Raw genomic sequence first — 22,142 nt, forward strand, 5'->3', positions numbered from 1 at the left:
GAGGGATTTCAGGCGGATGTCTTTTTTTAACAACAGGGTCGGCGGTTCGACTTGGTTCAAGAGCAAGTCACTTTTGGCTTTATGTAAAAACGCGCTGGAGCAAGCGCAGGCCGGACCAGCGCTAATAGCTTCGAGGGGATTATCCATTGCCGCTCAGCTAACGATCGGCTCCAAATCCTGAATTGATTGTACCAAAGATAGACGGGCCGTTTCAATTTACCAAAATTAGAAGCCGATGATCTCGACACCTTCGGCGCGAATTGCCGTTTCCAGAGTGCGGGAAGGGGATCGATCGGTGACGAGACGATCGATCGTCCTCCAGGGCGCCACTTCAAAAACGCCTTGCCTGCCGAATTTTGAGGAATCGGCGAGTACCGTAACCATTTCAGTACGGTCGATCATGGTTTGTGCGATCTCGGTTTCCTGTGCATCGAAGTCCATGACGCAGGTTTCGTCGACGGCGCCGACCGTCAGAAAAGCGTGACGTGCGCGGAATCGCTTGATCTGTTCGACGGCCAGATGCCCCAGAGATTGGCCAGCATCGGTCCCATAAGCGCCGCCGATGAGGAAGATTTTGTGATTGGGATTGGCAGCCGCGGTTGCTGCGATGCGGTGAGAATTGGTGATGACGGTCAGTGAAGGCAGGTCGGCCAGAGCCTCGGCCAGCAACAGTGTCGTGGTACCCGTGTCGATGAAAAGTGTATCGCCCGGCGACAGCAGGCTTGCCGCTGTATAGGCGATTTTCCGTTTTAGCGCGGCGTTGTCTGCCATTCGAAGTGCAAAAGGCCCTTCAACCTGCGGCTCGCTGGTCTGCTGTGACCGGATGCGAGCTCCACCGTGGAATTTCCGCAGACGCCCAATGGCATCGAGGTTGGATAGATCACGCCTTATTGTTTCGCGTGATACGCCTAACCGGGCGGCGAGGTCGTCGACGGTTATTTCCCCGGCCCTATGAACCTGCCTGACAATCTCGTCCTGTCGTTCCGATGGTCTCACCGACGTGCCCTTGTTTCCAAATCAACGCATAGGCGCAAAGCTTGGGAAAGTAACCCCTTTTGGGCTAGGTATGTGAGGATTTCCACCGCTTCTATCCCGAGTTTTGACTATTCGGTCAATACTGGTCAAGGCTTTCGAGTTCGCGAGCCGCCCGGAGTGTCCAGTAACGGATAATGCCAGGCTGGATGCAGTCTTTACAATCGGGTATTCATTTTATACCGTTCGGTCATTGTATGACTATACGGTAATCTGGAGGTGGGATTGTTTGATATCGAAGCTCAAGCGGCCGATGAGGTCCATGACGTCGCTATCATCGGCGGAGGCATCGTGGGATGCGCCGTTGCGCGCCGCTTCGCGCTCGCAGGCGCCAGGGTCATCCTCATTGAAAAGGGCCCGGATATCCTGTCAGGGGCGTCAAAGGCGAACAGTGCGATCCTGCACACGGGTTTCGATGCGCCACCCTCCAGTCTCGAACTGCAGCTCATCCAGGCGGGCCGGCAGGAATATCTGGAGATATGCGGCAGCTTAAATCTATCACTCGTGAAAACTGGGGCGCTGGTTTGCGCCTGGAATCGGGCTGAGGCATCGAAGCTCGAAGCCATTGAACGGCAGGGCCGAGCCAACGGGATTGAGCAACTGAGATTGCTGGATGCAGCCGAGGCCCGCAGGAGAATGCCGGGCCTGGCAGAGCATCTGCTGATGGCGCTGGAAGTCGAAGGTGAGCATGTGATCGACCCTTGGTCGGCACCTCTGGCCTATCTGAGTCAGGCGGTTGCGATGGGTGCCAGCTTCCTGCGTAGCGCCGAGCTTTTGAGCGGGACGTTCGATGATCATTGGATTCTCAAGACCTCGGTAGGGGCGGTGAGGGCTCAATGCGTTATCAACGCGGCCGGCCTCTACGGCGATATCGTCGATGAACGACTGGGGCTGGGGGCGGAGTTCCGCATCAAGCCGCGCAAGGGCCAGTTTGTCGTACTCGACAAAGCGGCATTCCTCCATGTGCCGCGTATCATCCTGCCCGTGCCAACCGAGATCACGAAAGGTGTCGTCGTCTGCCCGACCGTCTTCGGCAACGTCATTGTCGGGCCGACAGCCGAGGAGCAGGATGACCGAGTGCGGGCAACCGTTGAAACTTCGACGCTCGAAGCTCTGCTGCGACGCGCGGGCGAGATCGTTCCGGTACTCGCGCATATGCCGGTGACGGCTGTCTATGCCGGGTTGCGGCCAGCAACGGAGGAGAAGGGCTACCGGGTCTTCGTTCGCCCCGAGCGCCGAGCGATCACGCTCGGTGGCATACGATCGACCGGATTGAGCGCCGCCCTCGGCCTTGCCCAGCACGCCCTGGCCCTGCACGCATCCTTTTCCCGGAATTTTGCGCAGCCGACCGCCGTGCCCTCCGTCAAGGTCCCCAATCTTGCCGAGACAAGGGAGCGCGATTGGCAGCGGTCGGACCATGGCGAGATAGTTTGTCATTGCGAACTCGTGACGAGGCGCGAAATCGAGGCTGCACTGCAGAGCGCGGTACCACCTGGAGACTTCGGCGGCCTGCGCCGGCGTACGCGTGCCGGCATGGGCCGATGCCAGGGCTTTTATTGCAATGCGCGCCTTGCCGAGATGACCCGTGGCAAACTCTTCACAGCACTGGCCGTCGAGGCCGAGGGTAAACAATGAGCGAAGTAGATGTCATCGTCGTCGGCGGAGGGCCGGCCGGCGTCGCGGCAGCGGTCGAACTACGTCGGCGAGGCGTCAGCAAGGTTGTTCTTCTTGATCGTGAGGAGCGTCTTGGCGGTGCCACTCGTCATTGCAGCCACTCGCCCTTTGGCATGCTCGAGTTTGGCGGCGTCTATCTTGGCGCCGCTTATGGCCGCAAGCTCGAACGGGAAGCGGCGCGACACGGCGTCGATGTCCGCACCGGTCATTCCGTGGTTGAGCTTGGCGGTGACGGTTCTGTGATGATTTCTTCGTCAAACGGAGTCGAAATCCTGGCGCCCCGTCGTATCCTCCTCACCACCGGCGCACGCGAAAAGCCGCGTTCAGCGCGTCTGATCAGCGGCGACCGGCCAATTGGCGTGTTGACCACAGGTACGTTACAATCCTACGTCGCCTTTCATGGCCTGATGCCCTTTCGTCGGCCGTTGATCGTCGGCTCGGAGCTGGTGTCGCTATCGGCGGTGCTGACCTGCCTGAGCCATGGGGCCAGACCGGTTGCGATGATCGAGGCGCGGCCGCACCCTCTTGCAAAGCCACCGTTGACCTGGTTTCCGAGCCTGATGGGCGTTCCTTTTCACACGGATGCGGTGATCGTCGATATCATCGGCCGCGAGCGGGTTGAGGCCGTGACGATCCGACGCAACGGACAGCCGGAAACGCTTATCTGCGACGGTGTGCTTCTGACTGGCCAGTTCACACCAGAATCTGCGTTGCTGTTGCAATCGGCGATGGGTATTGACGCTGGCAGCGCCGGCGCGCGGATCGATCAGTACGGCCGCTGCGTCGATCCCAGTTATTTCGCCGCCGGCAATGTCCTTCGGGCGGTCGAGACCGGTGGTTGGGCCTTCCGCGAAGGCAGGGCGGTCGGTGCGGCAATGGCAGCAGACCTTGGAAAATCCGAGCCTCTCGGTGAAATCGTTCCTGTCACTTTCGATGAGCCGATCAAGCTCGTTGTGCCCAATATGCTGCGGCGGGGCGGCGGGGCCGTAGCGTTCCGGCATTTCCAGCTGCGTTTCCTGCGTCTTGCACGGGGCCGCTTGTCTCTTCAGATCGATGGCCGCAAGGTTTGGAGCCAGCAGGGGCGATGGATGCCGGAACGCCGAATTCTCGTACCCATTCCGGCCGCCGCGCCGGAGGCGGCAGGTGTGCATTTTGACTTCGAGGAGGAACTCTAGATGCGTGTTGCTGCCATCGACCAAGGAACGACCTCGACCCGCTGTCTGGTGGTAACGGATGGCGGGGCCTGGCATATGGCCGGTGCACTGCGCCACGGCGCTCGCCATCCTGCCGCCGGCTGGGTCGAGCACGACGCAGAAGAGCTTCTGCGCAATGTCCGGACGCTTGTTAAGGCTGCAGGCGCCGTCGATGCCATCGCGATCGCCAACCAGGGGGAAAGCTGTCTGGCCTGGGATGCCGCGACAGGCGAAGCGCTTTCGCCGGTCATTGTCTGGCAGGACGCACGCACGGCGGATGCGCTGGCCAAACGAGAGGGCGCGGCTGAGAAACGCTCGCGGGAAATTTGCGGCCTGCCGCTCGATCCTTATTTTTCGGCAAGCAAGCTTGCATGGCTCGTGGAGAACATTCCGGCCGTCTCACACGCGCTTTCCGTCGGCCGGCTGCGGCTCGGCACGACGGACGCATTCTTCCTCGATCGCCTCTGTGGCGCGCACAAGACCGATCTTGCGACAGCGTCAAGAACAGGGTTGCTTGATCTGGAGCGTGGGGAATGGAGTGCCGAACTATGCGATCTGCATGGTGTTCCCATGTCCTGCCTTCCTGAAATCTCAACGGTTGATGGTGGCTTCGGCATGATCGATGGCGTGCCGGTCAAAGTCTCAATCGTTGATCAGCAGGCAGCACTCTACGGCCATGGTTGCCGCAGGCCCGGCGATTGCAAGATCACTTTTGGAACCGGGGCTTTCCTCCTGGCGGTGGCCGGCGAGACGCGACCGCGGCCCTCCGATCTGTTGCCAACCATCGGTTGGCACCGGGCCGGTAATGGGCCGGTCTTCGCAATCGAGGGTGGGGTTTATGATGCAGGCTCGGCAATTGAATGGGCCCGAATTATCGGTCTCTTTTCCGAAATGGAGGAGCTTGGCAGCTTCGAAGGCCCCTCAGCACTCAGCCGGGGGATTGTTTTCGTGCCAGCGCTTTCCGGGCTTGCAGCGCCGTATTGGGATAGGGCGGCAGCGCCGCTCTTCATCGGCATGGATCACGCGACTGACCGGCGCGACATGGTGCGTGCGGTGCTCGAAGGCATCGCCATGCTGACGGTAGGCCTTATCGATGCCGCCTCGCGCGTTGTCGAACTTGGTCCGTGCATTTCCATTGATGGCGGCCTTTCCCAAAGCCCTTACTTCGCCCAGTTCCTGGCGTCAGCCAGCAACCGGTCGATTAGCGTGCCTGCCATGCACGAGCTGACGGCGTTAGGGCTTGCCGAATTGGCTGGCGTTGATGTCGGCGCATCGCGCCAGACGGCAGAGATCTTTTCTCCGCACGGCTCGGTTACCGCCCAAGATCATGAGCGGTTTGCCGAAGCGCTGAAGCGTGCGCGGGGCTGGCGATCTTAGGCATCGCATGGACTTGCCTCGGGAATAGAATTGTAGCCATTTGCCGGTGAGTTCGTTGGCTGATGCCGATTTTGGCGGCTCGAAACCCGAACTTTGCCAATCGAAACGTAGTCGTTGAAGTATAATTTAAAATGACCGAACAGTCATTCTTGTTGACCGATCGTTCATTTCATGCTTGATAATGCATACGAATGCAAAAGAGGAAAATTGATGCACGAGCAGTCTGGGAAGGTCGTCAGCAAGCAGGTTGCAGCCAATGAGGAGGTCACCATTGCCAAAGGGGGCGCCGGGGTGAAGCAGGGCAGGTCTAGGTTCCGGCCGCTGTCGCCGGAACATATGCCGCGAGACTATTCAATCTCGCTCGACAGCTATCGCCGCGGTGGTACGGACGCGTTCATAGGGCGTTCGCCCGACCATCTGGTCAAGCAGCGACTGACGGGCTTCGAGCCGCAATATGTCAATATTATCGACTACATCATCCGCATCACGCACCAGATCTGGGAAGAGAAGGATATCGGCTATATCTACGACACCTATAGCCATGACTGCCTGGTGTGGGATGATCTCGCATTGCAGGTTGGCCGAGACAAGATCGTTGCAGACACCACCTCGCTGAACAATGCATTTCCGGATATCCGCATTGTCGCCGAGGACGTTGTCTGGGCGGGTGACGATGCGATAGGCTTCCATACGTCGCATCGCTCCCAGATCATCGGAACCAATACCGGCTTCAGCCGCTACGGTGCGCCGACGGGCCGGCGGGTCCAGTTCCTTTGCATGGCCAACTGCGTCGCCCGCGATAACGAAATCTTCTACGAGCACGTCGTCTACGACACCGCGGAAGTGGTCAAGCAACTGGGCTATGACGTGGTCGAGACAGCGAAGCGCTCGATCGCAGCAGGCACAACAGCTGGCCTGCCGCGCGATTTTATGGGCGGCGAGCCGAAGCGGACTGTTGGTCAGGGCAAACCAGATAAGGTAGCAATTCCTGCCGAGATCCGGGACAATCCCGAGGAGTTCGTGAGGGCCGCGCTGCAAACCATGTGGAACCGGCGCAATCTCGGCGCACTGGATCAGGTCTATCATCCGGGCATCGTGTCGCAGCAGACTGGCGGCCGTATCTTCCGTGGAACGGGCCAGCTGCGCTCCTTCATGCTGTCGCAGCTCGCAATGTTTCCCGACGTTCTCTATTCGGTCGACGATCTCTACTGGATGGGTAATGCTCAAGAGGGTTTCGTGGTCGCCTTCCGCTGGTCGATGACAGGCACGCATCGCGGGCTCGGCCGCTACGGCGAGCCGACGGGCCGCGAGGTCAATATCTGGGGTATCACCCACTGGCTCATCGAGGGCAATCGTGTCACCAAGGAGTGGACGACCTTCAACGAGTTCGGCGTACTTATCCAGGTTCTTCGCTAGACAGATATCAATTGGAGAGAATTTTTGCATACGCCTGCAAAACAACTTGCATACGTATGCAATATGCTTATGGTGATCGGAAATAACGCCGTGAAAAGGCGATGGGAACAAAACGTGGCGTCCCAAGGATGGGGTGCCGCCAATAAAGAAAGTGGGAACATGAAAAAATCTGCATTCTTCGCATCGACCGCTGCTCTCGTAGTTGCAAGCCTTATGGCGGCTCTGCCCGCTCGTGCGGACTGTGGTATCGACAAAGGCTCAGTGCGTATCCTTTCGAACGATTTCGAGGCCCTGCGCCTCGTCGTATCCGAAGCTGAGAAATGCGCCTCCGCCACGGTGAAAATTACCAAGAACCAGACAACCGAGCACAAGAATTTGCAGGTGCCGGCGCTGAAGATCAATCCAGCCGAATATACCGTCGCCCTCATTGCCAACAACTCGATCGTTCCGTTGCTGAACGAGGGCCTGGTACGGCCGCTCGATGATCTCGTCGCCAAGTATGGGCAGGATCTGCAGCCGACCCAGCTCATCAAACTTGATGGCAAGACCATGGCGATCGCCTTCATGGGCAATTCGCAGCATCTGTTTTTCCGCAAGGACATTCTGGAAAAAGCTGGTCTCCAGCAGCCGAAGTCCTATGAGGACATTCTGGCCGCCGCCAAGGTGATCAGGGAGAAGGGGCTGATGCAATACCCGCTGGCCGCCTCCGACAAGGCAGGTTGGGATCTCGCAGCCGAATTCGTCAACATGTATCTCGGTTATGGCGGTGAACTTTTCGCTGCGGGCTCCGCAGCGCCCGCCATCAACAACGAGAAGGGTCTCGCCACGCTGAAGATGATGAAGGCGATGACCGACTATATGAACCCCGACTATATGACCTACAACGCCGATGAGATCATAAAGGTGTATGTTGCCGGCAAGGTCGCGATCATCAACGGCTGGGGCTCACTTGCCAGCAGTGTGATCGACCCGGCAAAGACGCCGGCCGAGATCGCAAACAATACCGTTCTTGCCGCCGCGCCAACCGTCGGCGGCGGCGCAACACCGGCGGCAGCCTTGTGGTGGGATGGTTTTGCCATCGCCAAGAACATCTCCGATGAAGATGCCGCGGCGTCCTTCCGTGCCATGGTCTACGGCATCCGCCCGGAGGTCGGCCAACAGCATCCGGATCTCGCAACATGGTTGACCAAGGGCTACAAGCCCGGCCCCGTTGCGGTCGGCGTGCTCAATACCGCCAACGGCGGTGCCAAGCCCTATCCGATGCTGCCCTATATGGGCCTTTTGCATTCTGCTTTAGGCTCGGAGCTCGCTGGATTTATGCAGGGACGCGAAAGCGCCGAGGATGCTCTGAATGACGTCGAAGCGTCCTATAGCGCTGCTGCCAGGGAAGGTGGCTTTCTGAAGTGAACCTCGCCGGGAGCATCGATGTCTTCGATGCTCCCACGCGATGATTGGCCACATGTTCCACTTTCGGGCGGGACGAACGAAACAAACAACACCGAGCAGGGAAAAGGGCGCATGCCTCACAGGGCTTTCTTTGCCTTCATCATGCCATCGCTGTTGGCGATGCTGGTTTTCATTGCGCTACCGATCATCTCGGTCGCAGTCCAGTCATTCTACGTCCAGCACGAGCGGGTGGTGACGGAAGTCGAGACATGCACGCCCTTCGGCGGCTGCACGAAGGAGGCGCGTGTTGACGCGGACGCGACAGCAAAACTGCGCCACGACGAGCCACTCGGTCATTTCAACGGGTTCGGTACCTATATCGATCGCAATCATCTAGCTTTTGCTGAAGTCGGCGCGATCCTTTCCGACAATCTCGGTGTGACGGATGCAGTTTCGCGCATCTACAATCTGCCCTTCTATAAGGCGCTGTCATTCACCTTGACCTATACGTTCGTGGTTACGCCGCTGGCCATGCTGCTCGGTTTCTTGATTGCCCTCAGTGTGAATTCCATCCCGCCATTCTACAAAGGCCCGGTCATCTTCCTTTCACTTCTGCCGATGATTATCACGCCACTGGTGGGAGCACTGATCGTCTACTGGATGGCATCGTCACAGGGTATCCTTGGTGCCACTCTGCAGTCGATCTTCCATGATCCGACCCTGTCGCTGAAATCTTCGGCGGCACTGACCTGGGTCATGCTCTTGGTCTACGGCATCTGGAACAATGCACCCTTTTCCTTTGTCGTCTTCTATGCCGGACTGCAGACCGTGCCGCATGACACGATCGAGTCCGCGATGATCGACGGTGCGAGCCGTTGGGAGCGCATCCGCTTCGTCGTCATCCCACATCTGATGCCTCTCGCGACCTTCGTTGCGCTGGTGCAGTTGATGGACAATTTCCGCGTCTTCGAACCCATCGTCGGCTTCAGCGCGGAGTCCAATGCCACCTCGCTTTCGTGGTCGGTCTTCAACGACCTGCATGGCCAGGTCGACCAGCTCTTCGGCTCTGCAGCGGCAACGTCGATGCTGACGATTGTGGGGGTTGTTATCCTTCTGTCGCCGGTGCTTGTCCGCACCTGGCGCGAATTCAACCATCGATGAGGGCGCCGCGATGATCGAGACAAGACACAAAAAGCCCCTTCCACTGGCGATCCTTTCCACCGGCTTTGTATTGCTATGGGTGTTTATGGCCGCCTTTCCCTTCATCTGGACGGTGTGGGGCTCCTTCAAGGTCGAGCAGGACTTTTTCTCGCGGGACAGTTGGTGGTTTGCCATCGAGGGCACGCGGACCATCGCCCAGACAGGTTCGGCCTTTACCGGTGACGGGTATTATGGCGCCTGGGTTCTGCGTGACTTCTTTTCCTCCGTCGTCAATACGGCAATCGTGACGGTATCGGTGGTTATCGTGTCGCTGACCTTCGGAACGCTCGGTGGCTATGCGCTGGCGCGCTCCGGCTATCGTTATACCTTCTGGCTGCTGATGCTTGCCCTGGTGTTCCGCGCCATGCCGCCCATCACTCTGGTATCCGGCTATCTCCTGCCGTTCTTCCAGCTGAATATCTGGGGCTATACGCCGACCGCCGTCATCGTTCTGGTCGCGATCAATCAGCCCTTCACGCTTTGGATGCTGCATTCCTTCTTCCTGTCGATCCCCAAGGATCTCGACGAAAGCGCGATGGTCGACGGCTGCTCACGGTTCCAGGCCTTCCGCATGGTGGTCATCCCCGTCATGTGGCCGGGGGTGATCACGACGGGTCTGTTCTCGTTCCTGCTCGCTTACAACGACTTTGCCGTGACCTCGATGCTTCTGTCGCAGCCAAATCAGACGATGGTCCCGAAGATCGCCGGCTTCCTTGGAACGGTCCAGCAGGAGGGCAATGTCATGTATGCCGTCGCCGCCGTTGTTTCCGCGACCGCACCGCTCTTCGTGCTGGTCATGTTCTTCCAACGTCAGATCGTCAGCGGCCTCACCGCCGGCGCAGTCAAGGGATAATAATAATGGCTGAAATCCGCCTGAAGAACATTTCGAAGCGTTGGCACAATTTCGTCGGGGTCGACAACTTCAATCTCGACATTGCGGACCAGGAGTTTCTGGTGCTGCTCGGGCCGTCCGGCTGCGGCAAGACGACGACGATGCGCATGATCGCGGGCCTTGAGGACACCAGCGAGGGTGAGATCTGGCTCGGCGATCGCATGGTCAACAAGCTGGAGCCGAAGGATCGCGACATCTCGATGGTGTTTCAGAGCTACGGTCTCTACCCGAACATGACGGTCTACGAAAACATCCGCTTTCCGCTACGCGTGCGCAAGGTTCCCAAAGAGCTACACCACGAGAAAGTCATGCAGGCGGCGCGTATGGTCGAACTCGTGGATTTCCTGGAGCGCCGTCCCGCGGCTCTTTCGGGCGGTCAGCGTCAGCGCGTAGCGCTGGGACGCGCGATCGTTCGCCAGCCGTCGGTCTTCCTGATGGATGAGCCGCTGTCCAACCTCGACGCCAAGCTGCGTGTTTCGACCCGCGCCCAGATCAAGAACCTGCAGCATACGCTCAAGGTGACGACGATCTATGTCACGCATGACCAGATCGAGGCGATGACACTGGCAGATCGTGTCGTTGTGATGAACAAGGGCATCATCCAACAGGTCGGTACGCCGACGGAGATCTATGACAACCCCGCTAACACCTTTGTTGCCTCGTTCATCGGTTCGCCGGCGATGAACCTTGTTCCCGGTATTATCGAGAACGGCATCTTTTGCGGACCGAATATCACCATCGGCGGTCTGCAGCCAAATGTGAAAGGACCGGTGACGCTCGGGTTTCGGGCAGAGGATGCCTCGCTCGTTTCCGAAGGTGGTGAACTGGGCGCCGAAGTCTATTCGATGGAGCTTCTTGGTGAGGCGACCATGGCAAGCTTCAGGATTGGCGACCAGCTCGTTTCCATCAAATCCGGCAAGGAATATCGCGCCGAGATCGGCGACGTCGTTCATGCCGCGATTCCGGCTTCGATCTGTCACCTGTTCGATGCCGAGACTGGCGAGCGGATCACGCGGACACCCGGCAACTAAGATTCACGATCGGCATGCGACGTCACGTATCGGCAGATATCAAGGGAAGAAACATCATGACAGTCACTTATCTCAAGCGCGGCAAACCCGAAGCGCAGCGGTCCGAGGACGATGCAAAGGTCCGTGCGATTGTGGAAGCGACGCTCAAGGATATCGAAGCCAGAGGTGACCTGGCTGTTCGCGAGCTTTCGGAGAAGTTCGACAAGTTTTCCCCACCATCGTTCAAGCTGAGTCAATCGGAAATCGAGGCGGCAATGTCTAAGGTCTCGGCCCGCGATATGGCCGACATCGATTTCGCGCAAATGCAGATCCGCCGGTTTGCCGAAGCTCAGCGCGCTTCGATGACCGATATCGAAGTGGAGACGATCCCGGGTGTCATCCTCGGCCACCGCAATATTCCGGTGCAGTCGGTGGGTTGCTACGTGCCCGGCGGCAAGTTTCCGATGGTGGCCTCGGCCCACATGTCGGTGCTGACGGCATCTGTCGCCGGCGTTCCGCGGATTGTCGCGTCTGCCCCGCCACAGAAGGGCGAACCACATCCGGCAATTGTCGCAGCAATGCACAAGGCTGGCGCCCATGAAATCTACGTATTGGGCGGCATGCAGGCCGTTGGCGCGATGGCGCTCGGCACCGAGACAATCAAACCGGTCGACATGCTCGTCGGCCCAGGCAATGCCTTCGTCGCCGAAGCCAAGCGCCAACTTTACGGCAGGGTCGGCATCGATCTGTTTGCCGGCCCTACCGAGACGATGGTGATCGCCGATGAAACCGTGGATGCAGAGATGTGTGCCACGGATCTGATAGGCCAGGCCGAACATGGCTACAATTCTCCGGCCGTCCTGGTTACGAATTCGGAGAGGCTGGCAAGACAAACGCTGGCCGAGATCGACCGCCTGCTTGCGATCATCCCGACCACGGAGACTGCAACCGCCTCCTGGTGCGATTATGGCGAGATCATTCTCTGCGACACCTATGAGGAGATGCTGGATGTCGCCAACGACATCGCCTCCGAGCATGTTCAGGTCATGACGGATCGTGACGACTGGTTCCTGGAAAATATGCATTCCTACGGCGCACTGTTTCTCGGGCCGCGCACCAATGTTGCCAACGGTGACAAAGTCATCGGCACCAATCACACCCTGCCGACCAGGAAGGCCGGCCGCTACACCGGAGGCCTTTGGGTCGGCAAGTTCCTGAAGACACATTCCTACCAGAGGGTGCTGACGGACGAGGCAGCTGCGGAGATTGGTGCTTATTGCTCTCGCCTGTGCCTTCTGGAAGGCTTTATCGGCCATGCCGAGCAGGCGAATGTTCGGGTACGCCGCTATGGCGGACGGAACATCCCCTATGGCGGAGCGGCCGTCTGATGGACCTTCCTCGCACGCCCTCCTTCCGTCTCGACGGCAAACGCGCGCTGGTCGCGGGTGCGTCCTCCGGCATCGGTTTCGGCTGCGCGGTTGCCTTGGCGGAGGCGGGTGCACATGTGGTGTTGTCGGCGCGTTCCGCAGGAAAGCTTTCCGAGGCGACCGAAGCACTCCGGGCTGAGGGGTTCTCGGCGGAAGCCATGGTGCTCGATATTGCCGATGTCGAAGCGACGGAGGCCGCGATCGCCGCTCAAGGGCCATTTCAGGTGTTGGTCAACAGCGCCGGTATAGCCCGGCATAGTCCCGCCCTCGACACCACCCCTGCTGATTTCGACGCTGTCTTCTCTCTCAATGTGCGCGGTGCCTATTTCCTGACCCGCGCCGTTGCAAGAGGGCTGATAGACGCCGGCCAAGCTGGTTCGCTGATCAATCTCTCCTCTCAGATGGCCCATGTCGGGGGCATCGACCGGGCCGTCTATAGTGCCACGAAGCACGCCGTTGAAGGTTTTACCAAATCGATGGCGATAGAGTGGGGGCCGAAGGGCATCCGTGTGAACACGATCTGCCCCACCTTCATCCGCACGCCGCTGACCGAGCAGACCTTCTCCCAGCCCGAAAGGGTTCAGTGGATAACGGAGAAAATCAAGCTTGGGCGGGTCGGTCGCGTGGAAGACATTATGGCTGCCGTCACCTATCTTGCCGGCGGTGCCTCGGCAATGGTGACGGGAACCGCGTTGATGGTCGACGGGGGATGGACGGCGGACTGATGGCAAACGACAAGATCACTTCGAACGATGTTGCACGTCTGGCAGGCGTAAGCCAATCTGCGGTCTCGCGCTATTTTACGCCGGGAACTTCGGTCTCCAAGAAGACTGCGGACAAGATCAGGGAGGCGGCCGAGCAGCTCGGCTACCGGCCAAACGTGCTCGCCCGTTCACTGATCACCGGACGCAGCCGCATCATTGGTCTTGTCGTTGCCTACCTGGAAAATTACTTCTACCCGGAAGTCGTGGAGCGCCTGTCGAAGGCACTTCAGGATCAAGGCTATCACGTGCTCGTCTTCATCTCCTCGATTGCGTCCGAAAATGTCGACCAGATCACCCAGGAGATCCTCGATTATCAGGTGGACGGTATCGTGCTGGCATCGGCCAATATGTCGTCCGAGCTAGCGGCGCGCTGCCATGCTTCCGGTGTGCCGATCGTGTTGTTCAACCGTTTGCAGGACGATATCAGGCTTTCCGCCGTGACTTCGGATAACCGCGCCGGCGGCCGCCAGCTGGCTGATCTGCTTGTGTCTCTTGGTCATAAGCGGTGCAGTTATATAGCCGGTTTTGAGGGAGCCTCGACGCAGCGCGACCGCGAGCAGGGGTTTCGCGAGGGACTGGAAGCAGCAGGTCTCGCGCTTTTTTCGCGCGGGGTCGGCAATTTCCGTTACGAGGAAGCACAGGCTGCAGCACGAAGCATGTTTGCCGGATCGGAAATTCCCGACGCCATCTTCGTCTGCAACGATCACATGGCGTTTGCTGTCATGGACGTGCTGCGCTTCGAACTTGGGCTTCGGATACCCGACGACGTCTCGGTCGTTGGTTTCGACGATGTGCCCCCGGCACGTTGGCCGGCCTATAATCTGACGACTATCCGCCAGAATGTCGATGACATGGTTGCCGAGACGGTGGCCACGCTCATGCAAAGCATCAGGGAGGGTGACGGTGCCGCGCGGCGCGTCGTCCTTGATGGCGCCCTGATCATACGAGGCTCTACCCGCCAAACAACTCCGACAGCAGAGACACGCTAGCCACAGCGTCCCGGAGGGGACGGTGAAACCATGGCCGCAACCCATTTTGCATACGTATGAAAGGCTGAAAAATGCAGATCTCCCAGACGGAAATGGAAAGACGGATTGTTCGCTACGGCGAATTGAAGCCGTGCCGCACTGCCTTCATCGATGCCCACACCCCGGGCTCGAACAGCAAGGAAAACTTCACGATTATCGGCGGCGGCGTCTCCGAAAGCGCCGACCAGCACGTCCACATCAAGGACACGCCAGGCTTCAACATCGGGGCAGCCGGCCAGCCGCCGAAATGCCGCAACTCGCTGCATTCGCACCGCACGGCCGAGGTTTTCTTCGTGCTCAAGGGCCAGTGGCGCTTCTTCTGGGGCCGTTGGGGCAATGCCGGCGAAGTCGTGCTCGAAGAAGGAGACATCATCAATATCCCCACGGGTATCTTCCGCGGCTTCGAGAACATCGGCACGGACTATGGGATGATCATGGCCATTCTCGGCGGTGACGACGCTGGCGGTGGTGTCATCTGGGCGCCGCAGGTGATCGAGGATGCCAAGGACCATGGCCTTGTGCTCGGCGAGAATGGCAAGCTCTACGATAGCAAGAAGGGCCAAACATTACCCAGCGGCATCAAGCCGATGCGTGTGCTGACGGAAGAAGAGCTGAAAGCCTTCCCGGAGACCCCGGTGACAGAGGTCGTTCGTGATTATGTCGCCCGCTACTGGGACCTGATGGCGCTCGCGCAAAAGGCGCCCGCCAAGGTGATCGGCGAGAATGCGCTCTTGCGCGACAAGCCCGGCTTCGAGGTCGAGCTGCTCACCCGCGGGTCCATCCCGGAAACAGCCTATGTCAATGAGCGTCATGAAGTTTTGATGGTCATGCGTGGCCATTGGAAGCTTGCCTGGGAGGGCGGAGAATCCGTGCTGGCGCCGGGTGATACCTGCGCCGTTCCGCCAGGCCTCAAGCATAGCCTCGTGCCCTCGATGACCGGAGAGGCCAGTCTCTACCGTGTTGTCGCCACAGGCGAAAAGGCCGGCCTGACCTGGCGCGGTTGAAGCATCTGGCGCGGCGGCAAACACCGCTGCGCTTTCAATCATTCAACAGGCTTCAGTCCGGTACAACCGGCCGGAGCCTGACGCATCGGAGGAGAATACCTTGGACGACGCTCTTCTCACCCTGCTGCGCAAGGTCGATACGCCCACCGTCTGCAATGCGATCGAGGTGGCGCAGGGCAAGCGCGGCTTCAACGCCTTTACCCGCGGGACGGTAGTCTGCTCGGCTCCGACGGCACCCTCGATCGTCGGCTATGCCCGTACCGCCAAGATCGCGGCCGCGGTTCCGTCCACTGAAGATCCTGCCGTCATCAAGACGCGCCGCCGTGACTATTATCGGCATATGGCGGGTGGTGATTTGCCATCGGTCGCCGCGATCGAGGATGTCGATTTTCCGCATTGCGTCGGCGCTTTCTGGGGTGAAATCAATGCCACCGTGCATCAAGGGCTCGGCCTTTCCGGCGTGCTGACCAATGGCGTGATGCGTGACCTCGGCGATGTCCCGGCTGATTTCCCGATGATTGCCGGTTCGATCGGGCCGAGCCACGCCTTTGTGCGCGTGGAGGCAATCGATGTTCCGGTCACGATTTTCGGCATGACTGTTGCGCCGGGCGACCTCGTGCATGCGGATCGCCACGGGGCCGTCGTGGTGCCACCGGAGATCATTCCGGTGCTTGCTGCATCAATCGGGAAGCTGCAGGCCACGGAACGTTTGATCCTTGATCCCGCTCGACAGCAAGGCTTCGATCTCGCAAAGTTCGAAGAGGCTTGGGCCTGCTTCGAGGCTGCCCGCACCTGACTGGAGCACGCCATGGCACATCCTAAAACAGCACGGCCGACGCTTGCGGTTGTCCGGACACGGGCGCGGGAGCACGCCATCGAGATCGCAGCCGAACGGGAAGCTTCCATCCTGGCCGGTGCACAGCATCTTCATGATGCGGCACAGCGCCTCGATCGGATCGCCGCCGAAGAAAAAAAGTTGCCGGGGCCGAGCCGCCGATGATGGCAAACGCAACCGACCTGATGATCACAGAAGCTGCGGCGCGGCTGCGTAAAGGCACGTTATCCTCCGTCGCCTTGACGCAGGCGCATCTCGATCGCATTGCCGCGCGCGATGGCGTCTATCATGCTTTTCTGCACGTCGACGCCGAGGGTGCACTTGTCCAGGCGACGCAGGCGGATGAGGCCCTTAGGCGGGGTGAGGATTGGGGGCCGTTCCATGGTATCCCCATCGCAATCAAGGATCTGTTCGATACAGCCGGCATGCCAACCACCTATGGCTCGGATGTCCATGCCGGCCATATCCCGGCCGAAGACGCGGATGTCGTGCGTCGACTGAAGGCTGCCGGCGCTGTCCTGATCGGCAAGTTAGAGACCTATGAATTTGCCATGGTCGGTCCGGTTTTCGACCGTTCCTTTCCTCCCGCCGCCAATCCTTGGGATGTGAGCCGCTGCACCGGTGGCTCGTCATCGGGTTCGGCCGCGGCGGTGGCCGGCGGCCTGGTGCGCACGACGATCGGTTCGGATACCGGCGGCTCCGTGCGAAGTCCCGCCTCCTATTGCGGCGTCGTCGGATTGAAGCCGACCTATGGGCGCATCTCGACAAAAGGGGTCTTTCCGTTGTCGCCGAGCCTGGATCATGTCGGTATCATCAGTGCTTCTGTTGCTGAAGCGGCCCTGACCTTCGACGCCATCGCTGATCCCGACGACGGGATGGGAATGGCAGCGGCCTCAAGGCTCGGCCAGTCTCTGGCCGGTTTGCGCATCGGTTACGCCCGCGGCTGGTTCGCCGATGACCCAGAAACCTTGCCGGCGCTTTTCGAAGCCGTCGACACGGCAGCCTCCATGCTCTCACTACTGGGGGCGAGGATCGAGGAGGTGGTATTGCCGGCCGCGGTGGATTTCGAGGATGCCGGCGCGGTTATCATCCATGCCGAGGCTTTCGAGATGCACCGCCGGCAGTTGGCCGTATCGGGTGACCGCTATAGCCGCAAGGTCTTCCAGAACATCGCGTCCGGCCTTTGCCTGACGGCCGACGATCTTGCCCGTGCTCATCGAGCTGCGTCGCGGCTGCGGGCGCGGCTTGATCGCACCGTGTTCTCGCAGTTCGATGCAATACTGACCGCGACCACGTTGACGGCGGCAATCTCTTTTGCTGACTTTGCCGGCGAGGCGGCACGGTGGACGCCGATGCGCACCATCGCCTTCAACGTGACGGGCCATCCGGCCCTGTCGGTTCCCTGTGGCTTCTACAATGGCTTGCCGCTCGGTCTGCAACTCGTCTGCAGGGCAGGGGATGAGGCTACCCTTTGCCAAATCGGCCATGCCTATGAGCAGGCCACCGATTTCGCTGCTATCCAACCACCGCGGCCCTAAAAGGCTAAAAGCGGCCGCCCGCGAGGCGAGCGGCCGAGGATCTCAAGATGAAGCTTTCTGCAGTCTGTCGAGCCGAAGCTGCGCGGCACGGCGATGACCTTCGAGGCTCTCGCTGGCGCTCTGGCGTGCGGCAGGCGGGGCCACGGCTGCAACGCCGCGTTCGTCCAGCCACTGATGGGTGGCGATCTTGACGTAGGCACCCACCCAGAGACCGCCGGTGTACCGTCCGGCGCCCATCGTCGGCAGGGTGTGATTGGTGCCGCAGCACTTGTCGGAATAAACGACGCTCGCAAGTTCGCCGATGAAGAGCGAACCGTAATTGCGAAGCTTCTTCCCCATTGCCTGCGCATCTACGGTGTGGATCTGCAGATGTTCAGCCGCAACGTGGTCCGAATAGGCGATCATCGCGGCCTCGTCATCGCAGACGGTGATCTCGCCATAATCGCGCCAGGCCTGCCCGGCAACGGCCGCCGTCGAGAGGTCCTGCAACTGGCGTTCGACCTCCTTCAGGGTCGCCTCGGCGAGCGCACGGTCGGTGGTAATCAGTCCGACGCGGGTGCGCACGTCATGCTCCGCCTGGGCGAGCAGGTCGGTGGCGATCATGACGGCATCGCCGCTTTTGTCGGCGACGACGAAAATCTCGGAGGGCCCCGCCAACTGGTCGATGCCGACGGGGCCGAAGACCTGGCGCTTGGCCTCGTTGACGAAGGCGTTGCCGGGGCCGACAATCTTATCCACCGCCGGCACCGTCTCGGTGCCGTAAGCCATCGCCGCTATCGCCTGGGCGCCGCCGATACGGAAGATGCGGTCTGCACCCGAAAGATGGCAGCCGGCGATCATTGCCTTGTGTGCATTCGGTGGCAGGCAGGCAATGACCTCGTCGCAACCCGCGACCTTGGCTGGCACGATGGTCATGATCGGTGCGGAGAGCAGGGGATAGCGCCCCCCGGGCACATAGCAGCCGACCCGTTCGATCGGAATTACCCGATGACCGAGATGCAGCCCAGGGCGCAACTCTATTTCCAGCGGAAGGATAGTGGATAGTTGCGCTTCGGCGAACTTGCGAACATTGGCGATGGCGAATTCCGTATCGGCACGTGTTTGCGGATCGAGTTCAGCCAAGGCCTCCTCTCTTTCCTGCGGCGTCACTTCGAAAGCGGCAAGCTCAGCCTTGTCGAACTTGCTCGAATATTCCCGGACGGCCGCATCACCGCGCTTGCGCACATCGGCGATAATCTGTGCAACCAGTTCTTCCACGGATGCGCTGTCGCCAATCGAGTCGCGTTCGGGTGCCTTCACGTAACTGACGCCCTTCATCGGCGTGTCCTTGATGGTCATGGCATGTCTCTCCACTGAGCCTGATTTCCTCCTCGACCGCACGCTTCGGGCACAATTCCCCGTCGTCGAAACCGCAAGGTTTCTCCGCGAAAACGTGCTTGAGGCGTTCGAATAATCGAGCACAAATGCTATTGCATACGTATTCAAAATCTGCCAGTCTTTTTTCGACACGGCGTCACAATCTCTTTTTTCCACTCTTTCGGGCGGGCAAGGGCCTATGATGGCGATGTGCAAGATCCCTTGGAATACCTGGATGACAGCTTTCCCGATGACGAACGACCTGCGACCGCCACTCCTGCTTTTGCCGGGCACCGCCTGCGACGATCGGGTCTTTGCACCGGTTATCGAAAGGCTTGGCGACTACCCGATCGTCATTGGCGACATGGGCGGCGCGCAGACCATGCCGGATCTCGCCGATGCGATCCTCGCTGCCGCACCGCCATTGTTCCTGCTGGCCGGCTTTTCGCTGGGCGGTATCTGCGCGCTCGAAATGATCGCCCGACAGCCGCAGCGCATCGCCGGGCTTATTTTGATGGATACCACGCCGCGGCCGGACCCGCCGACAAATGCATCTGTCCGTCGCAAAACAGTCGCGAATGCCCGCGAAAACGGCATGGACGGCTATATACTTGATGCATGGCCGAGGCTGGTGGCGCCGGTCAATGCCGATAATATGGGTCTGCGCGGAACCATCCTTTCCATGGCCCGTAATTGCGGGCCGGACCGATTATCCGAGCAGACAGAAGTCGCTATCCATCGGCAGGACAGCCGGCCGCGGCTTTCTGTCATTACGCAACCAACTCTGGTCCTGGCCGGCGTGCATGAGCAGGTATGCCCGCTCGACGCGCAGGATGAGATCGCCAGCGGCATTCCAGGTGCTGAGCTCCATCTCATCCAAGATGCCGGCCATTTTGCACCGCTTGAAAATCCCGAGGCTGTTGCGCTCCATATCGGACGCTGGCTTGCAGCCATTTCGGGCACCTTATCGCAACCTCTACAAAATCGAATGGAAGGAAATGTCGTGAGCGAGGATAAAAGCAAGGGAGCGAAGTCTGCGGTGCAGCACGAGGAGCCGACCGAGCAGGTGCTCCAGGTCGAGCGCCGGGACTATACCGAACTTGCACCCGTCGACCGACCTCGTGGGCAATCACTGGATGGATTCGACGCCATCTACACAGACATCGTCGATTACATCGTGCGCTGCACGCATCGGATCTGGGATGAGCGTGATATCGGCCTAATCTACTCACACTACACCCATAATTGCGTTCTCTACGGTACGCTCGGCACGATCTATAACCGTGAAGACGTGGTGCGCGATACGATTCAGCGGCTCGTATCATTACCCGAGCGACGGGGCATGGCGACCCAAGTGCTCTGGCGCGGTAATGATGTTGAAGGGTTCTATACGTCCCACCTCGTGACGGGCTCAGGGCGACATACGCAATACGGGCATTATGGGCAGCCCACCGGTCGAACATTTGTGTCGCGAACGATCGCCGATTGCATGATCCACCGCAACAAGATCTACCGCGAATGGGTTGTGGCCGACACAATGGCAATCATCAAGCAACTCGGCCTCGACCCGAATGCCTTTGCCGAAAAGCTTGCGAAGTCTTCATTCGATAAGGGACTCCTGTCGCTCGATATCGGAGAGAACCGCCGCTTGCTGGGTCAGTATCCACCCGAAGCCGAGGCAGACATTTCTATCGCCCATAATGATATCGAGGCCCAGACGCTGCAATGGCTGCATGAAGTGTTCAACAAGCGGATGTTCGGAAAAATCAAGGACATCTATGCTCCAAACTGCCAGTATCATGGCCCGTTGATGAAAGAGCTCTATGGCATTGCTGCAGTGACCCACCAGCATCTCGGGCTAATTGGATCAATTCCGGATGCGGCCTATATGGTGCAACATATCTGCTCGAATGTTTGCGAGGAAGGCGGCGTCAAAGTAGCTGTCCGGTGGCTAATGGAAGGTCACCATTTGGGCTATGGCATTCTCCAGGAACTAGGCGAACCCACTGGCGCACGCGTGCAAGTGATGGGTATGACTCACTATCATTACAAGGACGGCAGGATCGTGGACGAGTGGAATGTATATGATGAGCTTTCATTGTTGGTGCAGGTAAAGCTGGTCGCATTAGCTAGTGTTTCCAACACACTCAGTTAGTCATCGTACGCTACCTGTTGAATTCACTACGATTTTACCTGAATTTTTGTTTGGTGCTGATGCTACTAAGTGGAGATAAAGCTATGAAGTGCTTTACCACTTTTGACCTTTCGCGTGTTATCACCAAATGGCAAAGGGTTTAATTTCCATTTGGAGCTCAACAATAAGGGCGACGATGCGTGAAAAATACGCAACTCGATGTGTATTTTTCAGTTGAATCATTGTCTGCTTCTAGCAATTTTCCATGACCAGAGAATGAAACCCTCTCTGATCATGCCGCGAGTTAAAGGGCTCTCTTGCAAGAATTCCGACTGGCTGTGAAGAGCCCTTGCTACGCGTCCGTCACGCGGATTTGGCGTCGAGATTCTGCTAGAGCATTGCCATCACCTCGGTGAGCGCGGAGGGCCTAATGTCGAAAGCGCGTTCAACGATGCGGGCCTCTCCGCGAATGTCACCAATCAGATTGAAAGTTGGTGCCTGCCCCTTGCGTAAGGCCCGCATGACCTCGAACCCCTTGATCGTCGCATATGCCGTCTTTAACGTCTTGAAACCTCTTACTGGCTTGATCAGCTGTCTGAGCTTGCCATAATCAGCTTCAACAACGTTGTTCAGATATTTGACCTGCCGGTGCACGAGCTCTTTTGGACATTTGCCATCGGCCTTCAGTTCCGAGATCGCAATGCCACAGGTGGGCGCCTTGTCGGTGTTGATGACAGTTGGCTTTTCCCAGTCCTTCAGGCCATTCAAAGCTTTGCGTGTTGATTTCCGGTAGGAACTGACCCGGTATTTCCACCGAGATTTGACCCGCCTTTTATGTATGTTTCGGTTCTGTTGGTGTGGTCAAGTTCTTGTTCT

General features: G+C 59.0%; 18 protein-coding genes and 2 pseudogenes. 16 read left to right on the forward strand and 4 right to left on the reverse strand.

What is annotated here, in order from left to right; all coding sequences use genetic code 11:
- Positions 1 to 225: 225 nt before the first annotated feature.
- The gene (locus tag A6U86_RS21625; RefSeq protein ID WP_234906488.1) at positions 226 to 771 is read right to left on the reverse strand and encodes a DeoR/GlpR family DNA-binding transcription regulator; all 546 of its coding nucleotides are present in this window, start codon (positions 769 to 771) and stop codon (positions 226 to 228) included.
- Between the two features lie 54 nt (positions 772 to 825).
- Positions 826 to 996, reverse strand: a pseudogene (locus tag A6U86_RS35910) (DeoR family transcriptional regulator); the annotation flags it as partial.
- 261 nt (positions 997 to 1,257) lie between these two features.
- Between A6U86_RS35910 and A6U86_RS21630 the strand changes: the two are divergent.
- The 15 genes from A6U86_RS21630 to A6U86_RS21700 all read left to right on the forward strand — a co-directional run bounded on the left by A6U86_RS21630 (position 1,258) and on the right by A6U86_RS21700 (position 17,776).
- Positions 1,258 to 2,667, forward strand: a complete 1,410-nt coding sequence (locus tag A6U86_RS21630) for an NAD(P)/FAD-dependent oxidoreductase (RefSeq protein ID WP_083196935.1) — start codon at positions 1,258 to 1,260, stop codon at positions 2,665 to 2,667.
- A complete protein-coding gene (locus tag A6U86_RS21635; protein WP_068395093.1) occupies positions 2,664 to 3,881 on the forward strand; it encodes an FAD/NAD(P)-binding oxidoreductase in 1,218 nt (405 codons plus the stop codon). The genes A6U86_RS21630 and A6U86_RS21635 overlap by 4 nt, the downstream gene beginning before the upstream one ends.
- Complete coding sequence (locus A6U86_RS21640) at positions 3,882 to 5,276, forward strand: FGGY family carbohydrate kinase (protein ID WP_068395095.1); 1,395 nt, start codon at positions 3,882 to 3,884, stop codon at positions 5,274 to 5,276.
- A 210-nt stretch (positions 5,277 to 5,486) separates the two neighbouring features.
- On the forward strand, positions 5,487 to 6,692 hold the full coding sequence (locus A6U86_RS21645) for an ester cyclase (protein WP_158008773.1): 1,206 nt from the start codon (positions 5,487 to 5,489) through the stop codon (positions 6,690 to 6,692).
- A gap of 159 nt (positions 6,693 to 6,851) precedes the next feature.
- Positions 6,852 to 8,099: an ABC transporter substrate-binding protein gene (locus A6U86_RS21650; protein WP_068395097.1), complete on the forward strand. Its 1,248-nt coding sequence runs from the start codon at positions 6,852 to 6,854 to the stop codon at positions 8,097 to 8,099.
- A 111-nt stretch (positions 8,100 to 8,210) separates the two neighbouring features.
- Entirely contained in the window at positions 8,211 to 9,239 is a 1,029-nt protein-coding gene (locus tag A6U86_RS21655; protein WP_068395133.1) for a carbohydrate ABC transporter permease, read from the forward strand.
- A gap of 10 nt (positions 9,240 to 9,249) precedes the next feature.
- A complete protein-coding gene (locus A6U86_RS21660) occupies positions 9,250 to 10,131 on the forward strand; it encodes a carbohydrate ABC transporter permease (protein WP_068395099.1) in 882 nt (293 codons plus the stop codon).
- Between the two features lie 5 nt (positions 10,132 to 10,136).
- Positions 10,137 to 11,201 (forward strand): ABC transporter ATP-binding protein, encoded by a 1,065-nt coding sequence (locus tag A6U86_RS21665; protein WP_068395101.1) that lies wholly within the window; start codon positions 10,137 to 10,139, stop codon positions 11,199 to 11,201.
- Positions 11,202 to 11,257: 56 nt separating this feature from the next.
- Positions 11,258 to 12,568, forward strand: coding sequence for a histidinol dehydrogenase (hisD, locus tag A6U86_RS21670; protein WP_068395103.1), 1,311 nt, complete (start codon positions 11,258 to 11,260; stop codon positions 12,566 to 12,568).
- Complete coding sequence (locus tag A6U86_RS21675; RefSeq protein WP_068395105.1) at positions 12,568 to 13,332, forward strand: SDR family NAD(P)-dependent oxidoreductase; 765 nt, start codon at positions 12,568 to 12,570, stop codon at positions 13,330 to 13,332. Before hisD (A6U86_RS21670) ends, A6U86_RS21675 begins: the two co-directional genes overlap by 1 nt.
- The gene (locus A6U86_RS21680; protein WP_068395135.1) at positions 13,332 to 14,360 is read left to right on the forward strand and encodes a LacI family DNA-binding transcriptional regulator; all 1,029 of its coding nucleotides are present in this window, start codon (positions 13,332 to 13,334) and stop codon (positions 14,358 to 14,360) included. Before A6U86_RS21675 ends, A6U86_RS21680 begins: the two co-directional genes overlap by 1 nt.
- A 71-nt stretch (positions 14,361 to 14,431) precedes the next feature.
- Entirely contained in the window at positions 14,432 to 15,403 is a 972-nt protein-coding gene (locus A6U86_RS21685; RefSeq protein ID WP_068395107.1) for a cupin domain-containing protein, read from the forward strand.
- 100 nt (positions 15,404 to 15,503) lie between these two features.
- Complete coding sequence (locus A6U86_RS21690; protein ID WP_068395109.1) at positions 15,504 to 16,199, forward strand: RraA family protein; 696 nt, start codon at positions 15,504 to 15,506, stop codon at positions 16,197 to 16,199.
- 12 nt (positions 16,200 to 16,211) lie between these two features.
- Entirely contained in the window at positions 16,212 to 16,403 is a 192-nt protein-coding gene (locus A6U86_RS21695) for a hypothetical protein (protein WP_068395111.1), read from the forward strand.
- A complete protein-coding gene (locus A6U86_RS21700; protein ID WP_083196937.1) occupies positions 16,400 to 17,776 on the forward strand; it encodes an amidase in 1,377 nt (458 codons plus the stop codon). The genes A6U86_RS21695 and A6U86_RS21700 overlap by 4 nt, the downstream gene beginning before the upstream one ends.
- A 42-nt stretch (positions 17,777 to 17,818) precedes the next feature.
- On the opposite strand, the gene hisD (A6U86_RS21705) is transcribed toward A6U86_RS21700, so the two are convergent.
- Positions 17,819 to 19,114 (reverse strand): histidinol dehydrogenase, encoded by a 1,296-nt coding sequence (gene hisD, locus A6U86_RS21705; RefSeq protein WP_068395113.1) that lies wholly within the window; start codon positions 19,112 to 19,114, stop codon positions 17,819 to 17,821.
- A 253-nt stretch (positions 19,115 to 19,367) separates the two neighbouring features.
- Here hisD (A6U86_RS21705) and A6U86_RS35915 point away from each other — a divergent pair, with 253 nt between their 5' ends.
- Entirely contained in the window at positions 19,368 to 21,287 is a 1,920-nt protein-coding gene (locus A6U86_RS35915; RefSeq protein WP_234906487.1) for an alpha/beta fold hydrolase, read from the forward strand.
- A gap of 369 nt (positions 21,288 to 21,656) precedes the next feature.
- Here the strand turns inward: A6U86_RS35915 and A6U86_RS21720 are convergent.
- Positions 21,657 to 22,142, reverse strand: a pseudogene (locus A6U86_RS21720) (DDE-type integrase/transposase/recombinase); the annotation flags it as partial.

Origin of the sequence: Rhizobium sp. AC27/96, assembly GCF_001692325.1 — a bacterium.
GTDB lineage: Bacteria > Pseudomonadota > Alphaproteobacteria > Rhizobiales > Rhizobiaceae > Rhizobium.

Bases quoted from the DNA above. Each gene is read 5' to 3' on its own strand.
- A6U86_RS21625 (WP_234906488.1), bottom strand. From the start codon at position 771: ATGGCAGACAACGCCGCGCTAAAACGGAAAATCGCCTATACAGCGGCA.
- A6U86_RS21635 (WP_068395093.1), top strand. From the start codon at position 2,664: ATGAGCGAAGTAGATGTCATCGTCGTCGGCGGAGGGCCGGCCGGCGTC.
- A6U86_RS21640 (WP_068395095.1), top strand. From the start codon at position 3,882: ATGCGTGTTGCTGCCATCGACCAAGGAACGACCTCGACCCGCTGTCTG.
- A6U86_RS21645 (WP_158008773.1), top strand. From the start codon at position 5,487: ATGCACGAGCAGTCTGGGAAGGTCGTCAGCAAGCAGGTTGCAGCCAAT.
- A6U86_RS21650 (WP_068395097.1), top strand. From the start codon at position 6,852: ATGAAAAAATCTGCATTCTTCGCATCGACCGCTGCTCTCGTAGTTGCA.
- A6U86_RS21655 (WP_068395133.1), top strand. From the start codon at position 8,211: ATGCCTCACAGGGCTTTCTTTGCCTTCATCATGCCATCGCTGTTGGCG.
- A6U86_RS21660 (WP_068395099.1), top strand. From the start codon at position 9,250: ATGATCGAGACAAGACACAAAAAGCCCCTTCCACTGGCGATCCTTTCC.
- A6U86_RS21665 (WP_068395101.1), top strand. From the start codon at position 10,137: ATGGCTGAAATCCGCCTGAAGAACATTTCGAAGCGTTGGCACAATTTC.
- hisD (WP_068395103.1), top strand. From the start codon at position 11,258: ATGACAGTCACTTATCTCAAGCGCGGCAAACCCGAAGCGCAGCGGTCC.
- A6U86_RS21675 (WP_068395105.1), top strand. From the start codon at position 12,568: ATGGACCTTCCTCGCACGCCCTCCTTCCGTCTCGACGGCAAACGCGCG.
- A6U86_RS21680 (WP_068395135.1), top strand. From the start codon at position 13,332: ATGGCAAACGACAAGATCACTTCGAACGATGTTGCACGTCTGGCAGGC.
- A6U86_RS21685 (WP_068395107.1), top strand. From the start codon at position 14,432: ATGCAGATCTCCCAGACGGAAATGGAAAGACGGATTGTTCGCTACGGC.
- A6U86_RS21695 (WP_068395111.1), top strand. From the start codon at position 16,212: ATGGCACATCCTAAAACAGCACGGCCGACGCTTGCGGTTGTCCGGACA.
- A6U86_RS21700 (WP_083196937.1), top strand. From the start codon at position 16,400: ATGATGGCAAACGCAACCGACCTGATGATCACAGAAGCTGCGGCGCGG.
- hisD (WP_068395113.1), bottom strand. From the start codon at position 19,114: ATGACCATCAAGGACACGCCGATGAAGGGCGTCAGTTACGTGAAGGCA.
- A6U86_RS35915 (WP_234906487.1), top strand. From the start codon at position 19,368: ATGACAGCTTTCCCGATGACGAACGACCTGCGACCGCCACTCCTGCTT.